Origin of the sequence: Sodalis sp. (in: enterobacteria) (assembly GCF_047607725.1) — a bacterium.
In the GTDB taxonomy this organism is placed as follows: Bacteria; Pseudomonadota; Gammaproteobacteria; order Enterobacterales; family Enterobacteriaceae; genus JBLKSS01.
In genome coordinates this window covers 1-3,953 of record NZ_JBLKSS010000336.1, presented here as the reverse complement: position 1 = coordinate 3,953, position 3,953 = coordinate 1, and the positions used below count along the sequence as shown (strand labels likewise).

Genomic DNA, 3,953 nt, shown 5'->3' with positions numbered 1-3,953 from the left:
TAACAAAATCACCCACATCATTTTCTTTGACCTGATGGATGATATGGCACCAGTGTATTTCATACTCCATGACAATAAAGTTGTAATCGCCCTCTATTTTATCACATCAACCATAAAATGAATTTGCTCACGAGAATGTTCCCTTTGTGATTGAACATCCTCTTCGATAGATGACGTCGGAACATTGAAAAAAGCGTCATCTACACCTTTTTTATATCGACGACACAGGTGCTTCGCAGCCATTTCTGTAACATTAAACACCAACATATTAACCTCAATATCACTTTTCTCAGTAGAGTTTATCTCAATCCCGCGAGAATTGCTTTGCCACAATAATACTCACATCCATTTAATTAACGGCGGTTGAAAGCAAATTCAACCTTACCTTCGACATTTAATTGCAGTGGCGCATCAAATGCCTTGCCCGCTTTGCTCTTGAATCCTTTAATCACACCCGTTTTTCCCTTGGTCAACAACGCTTCAATCTGGGCCGTGGTCAGCGTCTTACCGGCAATCTGCGGTCATAACCGGAAAGTACAAGCTTTGCACCTGACAACCTTGGCGGAAGCAAACAACGTCTCACCACACATCGGACAACGCGCATTAATGGCCTGTGTATCAACGGAGACAGACTGAACAGCACCTAAATCAACCTGTTTTACCTGTTCGCCAATAAACCGTTCCAGTTCATCCAGAAAGGCATGCACCGTTAACTCTCCCGCCTGGATCATCTGTTGCTGTTCATGCCACAGCGCCGTCATATCCGGCGTCGAGGCTATCGGCGGCAAGGCCGCGATAAACTCAAGGCCCAGCGGGTAAGGATGAGTTTTTTCTTCTCTACCGTGTAAAAACCGCGTTTTTGCAACGTTGCCAGCATCGCCGCCCGCGTAGCCGGTGTTCCGATGCCGCCATTCTCCCCGGCCTTGCCTTCATCCCGCGCCATCAGCAACGACGCTTCAGTATAAAGCGGCTGGGGCCGGGTTTTCTCCTTGCTGACGCTCACCGTGTCGCAGCGTCCAACATCACCGACCGCCAACGCCGCTAGGATAGAAAACGAACTGTCCGCATCGTAGGGGTTATCGTCATCCTCGTCCACACCACCTGATAGCAACGCTGTCCAGCCCGCCAGCGTGGTGTGATTCGCGCGGGCGATAAACGCCTTGTCTTCGACGCCAAACGTCACCTGCGCCGCCTGATAGCGTTTTTCAGGCAGGAATTGCGCGAGGTATTGCCTGACTATCGCCAGATACACCACGCGCTCATCTGGCGTTAACACGTTGATATCGACCTGCGTTGCCGTAGGAATAATAGCCGTGTGTGCGGATACCTTGCTGTCGTCAAACGCTCGCCCTTTACGCCGGGTATCGGACTGCCTGAACGACTCTGCCAACTCGGGCAAGGCATGGCGCTGCGCCGCCAGCGTATCCGGCGCTTCCGCATACTGCTCACTAGACAGATAATTACAATCTGAACGATTATAGGTAATAGCTTTGTGCTTTTCGCGCAAGGCTTGCGTCAGTGCCAATGTTTTTTCAGCATCGATACCCTGTTGGCGGCTCATTTGCGCCTGCAAATCCAGCAAGGAAAAGGGCAGGGGGCCGGTGTCTGTTTCTCTTCCACGCGGGCCTCGGTCACCGTCGCGCATTTGCCCTGACACAGGGCCGCCACATTCCGCGCCCGCTGCCATCGCCATCGTTGCGCTGACAGTGAAATAGCTCGCCGCCGCATGATTTTTAAAAACCAGGTAGCGGTTAACAATCAGCCCCAGGATAGGCGTTTGCACACGCCCAACCGACAACACGCCTTTCAACCCTTTCTCCTGACCGGCCAGCGTATAGGCACGGGTCATATTGAAGCCGTAAAGCTGGTCACCGATACTCCGCGCCAGCGCTTTTTGCGACAGCCCGTAGAATTCCTGATTATCACGCAAACTCGCCAGCGCCTTACGCGCCGCATTAACGTTAAGGTCATTAATCAGCACCCGCTTCACCGGGCCGTCATAATTAAAGAAACTCAACACTTCATCAACCAATAATTGCCCTTCTTCGTCCGGGTCGCCCGCATGAACCACCAACGCCGCACATTTAAGCAGTTCGCCCACTGTATCAAGCTGCGCCTGAGTATCTGGCTTTGCCACATACTTTGGTGGCCGTAGCTGGAGGGGTAAATCGCTGCGCGTCCATTTTGCATAACGGGGGTTATGCATCTCCGGCGGGGCAAGCTCCAGCAAATGCCCCACACACCAGGTCACACTATCCTGACCGCATTCAATATAGCCACTTCTGCGGCGAGGCTGGCCCAACGCCTCCCCAATGACCTGAGCAAGTTGAGGCTTCTCTGCAATAAAGAGTTTCATAAATCACCTTAAAATCATAAACAGTGAATAAAAATAGATTTATTCCGTTTAATGAAATAGAGTTAATGCGAATAAATCAAAAAACGGAGAATCACCATGAAAGTAAAATCATTACTGTCCGTACTGGCGTTTTCATCAATCAGCCTGATAGCCCATGCCGCAGAAACCGACAACCTGGCAGTGTATTCAACACAACAGGATAAAAGTGCAACCTCTCTCGGCAAGTAGGCTTTTCATACCAAAAGCTTCTATGTTACATTAGCCAATATTGGCGAAAAAGACGCTGATTTAAGCAAGTTGTGCCTTAAAGCCTATAATGCACACGGAAAACCCTTCAAACTCGACACCATCGATGAAACGTTAACAACCGGGAAACTGGCACCTAAAAAAACACTTAAAGGCACCACTGTGTTTGCCTCAAATGATGAGTCGGTTTATGACGCCTCCATTGTTAAACTGACCGACGATTGCGATAGCCACGATAATAAATAAACCATCGGCAGGGTTCCCCCTTTTTTTTTCAGCATAACACATTATCAAAAAGCACTATTCTCTACTTCGACATAGACAGTCGAGAAAAAACATCTCCGCGTTCTTTATCCAAAAAAGACAGAATAAATGTTTTGGCAGGGGTCATTTAACAGATTTTCTCGTGTTATCCCCCATTTTTTCTTAAGAAACGGAAACCACGACGAATTGATTTGCATCAGCCCCACATCTTCACTGACGACCTTACCCTGACGCCGGTTAAGGCCAACAGCGAGGGGATTCATACCGCTTTCAACCTCCGCTATCGCGATCAACAACAGCGGATCAATACGGTAGGTACGCGCCGCTGACTCAAAACATGCCGCTATGGCGGCTTTTGGAGGCAGGGAATGCGCCACCGCGCCAAAGGCCAGCGAAAAAAGCGTCTGAGCGACGAGCCAGATCAGGCCGTAAAATAACATTTTCATAGAGGATTAATCGACGGTTCAATAACCACATAGAGATAAAACGTCAGATACAGGAAGGGCACAAACGCCACATGCTTTTTTCTCCATGACCAGGCCATCGCCATCACATAAGCAATCGCGATATAGGCAAAGGAAAATATCGGCGATAACCATAAGCCTATCGCGGTAATCAGATAGATATCGCCTTCACCAAACATGGCAGCCTGCCTGTCGCCCTTCACCCACCGATTACAGACCAGCATAAACAGCACCAGTAGCGCCGAACTCACCCCACTGAGCAACAGTGCAACATCGCTCATATGGCGTGTGACGGCAAAAACACTGAAACAGCTACAGGCATAAATCAGCACATCCGGTACCCAATGCGTGACCGCATCAATATAGGCGGCTGTGGCAAAAAGCAGCAGAAAAAACGAAAGCCACGGCTGCCCCTGGTGAAAAAAATAAAAAACAGGAACAGAATAAAATAATACCACGGCAAGTAACGGATATTTCCTGAGCGTGATGCGCTCCTGCGAAAAGGTTTTTCCCTCCTTAATCACGGCGTCTCGCGCCTGTCGGTAATGTCCAGGAATAAAACGACACCCACCCACCATTATGATGGACGACAAAACCATTGAAATAAGCATCATCATCTTATA

At 49.2% G+C, this 3,953-nt stretch carries 6 protein-coding genes and 1 pseudogene; 2 read left to right on the top strand and 5 right to left on the bottom strand.

Annotated elements, in window-relative coordinates; genetic code table 11:
- Positions 1–353 precede the first annotated feature (353 nt).
- The 3 genes from ACMX3H_RS20025 to ACMX3H_RS20015 are packed head-to-tail and all read right to left on the bottom strand — an operon-like array spanning position 354 to position 2,356.
- A complete protein-coding gene (locus tag ACMX3H_RS20025; protein WP_415211941.1) occupies positions 354–473 on the bottom strand; it encodes a topoisomerase C-terminal repeat-containing protein in 120 nt (39 codons plus the stop codon).
- Between the two features lie 48 nt (positions 474–521).
- A complete protein-coding gene (locus ACMX3H_RS20020; RefSeq protein WP_415211940.1) occupies positions 522–761 on the bottom strand; it encodes a hypothetical protein in 240 nt (79 codons plus the stop codon).
- A gap of 14 nt (positions 762–775) precedes the next feature.
- Positions 776–2,356, bottom strand: a complete 1,581-nt coding sequence (locus ACMX3H_RS20015) for a DNA topoisomerase (protein WP_415211939.1) — start codon at positions 2,354–2,356, stop codon at positions 776–778.
- A gap of 96 nt (positions 2,357–2,452) precedes the next feature.
- Here ACMX3H_RS20015 and ACMX3H_RS20010 point away from each other — a divergent pair, with 96 nt between their 5' ends.
- Positions 2,453–2,584, top strand: a complete 132-nt coding sequence (locus ACMX3H_RS20010) for a hypothetical protein (RefSeq protein WP_415211938.1) — start codon at positions 2,453–2,455, stop codon at positions 2,582–2,584.
- 15 nt (positions 2,585–2,599) lie between these two features.
- Positions 2,600–2,848, top strand: a pseudogene (locus tag ACMX3H_RS20005) (DUF4354 family protein); the annotation flags it as partial.
- A gap of 104 nt (positions 2,849–2,952) precedes the next feature.
- On the opposite strand, the gene ACMX3H_RS20000 reads toward ACMX3H_RS20005, so the two are convergent.
- Together ACMX3H_RS20000 and ACMX3H_RS19995 are read right to left on the bottom strand one after the other, a co-directional pair.
- Complete coding sequence (locus ACMX3H_RS20000) at positions 2,953–3,312, bottom strand: lytic transglycosylase domain-containing protein (RefSeq protein ID WP_415211937.1); 360 nt, start codon at positions 3,310–3,312, stop codon at positions 2,953–2,955.
- On the bottom strand, positions 3,309–3,854 hold the full coding sequence (locus ACMX3H_RS19995) for a prepilin peptidase (protein WP_415211936.1): 546 nt from the start codon (positions 3,852–3,854) through the stop codon (positions 3,309–3,311). Before ACMX3H_RS19995 ends, ACMX3H_RS20000 begins: the two co-directional genes overlap by 4 nt.
- Between the last annotated feature and the right edge of the window lie 99 nt (positions 3,855–3,953).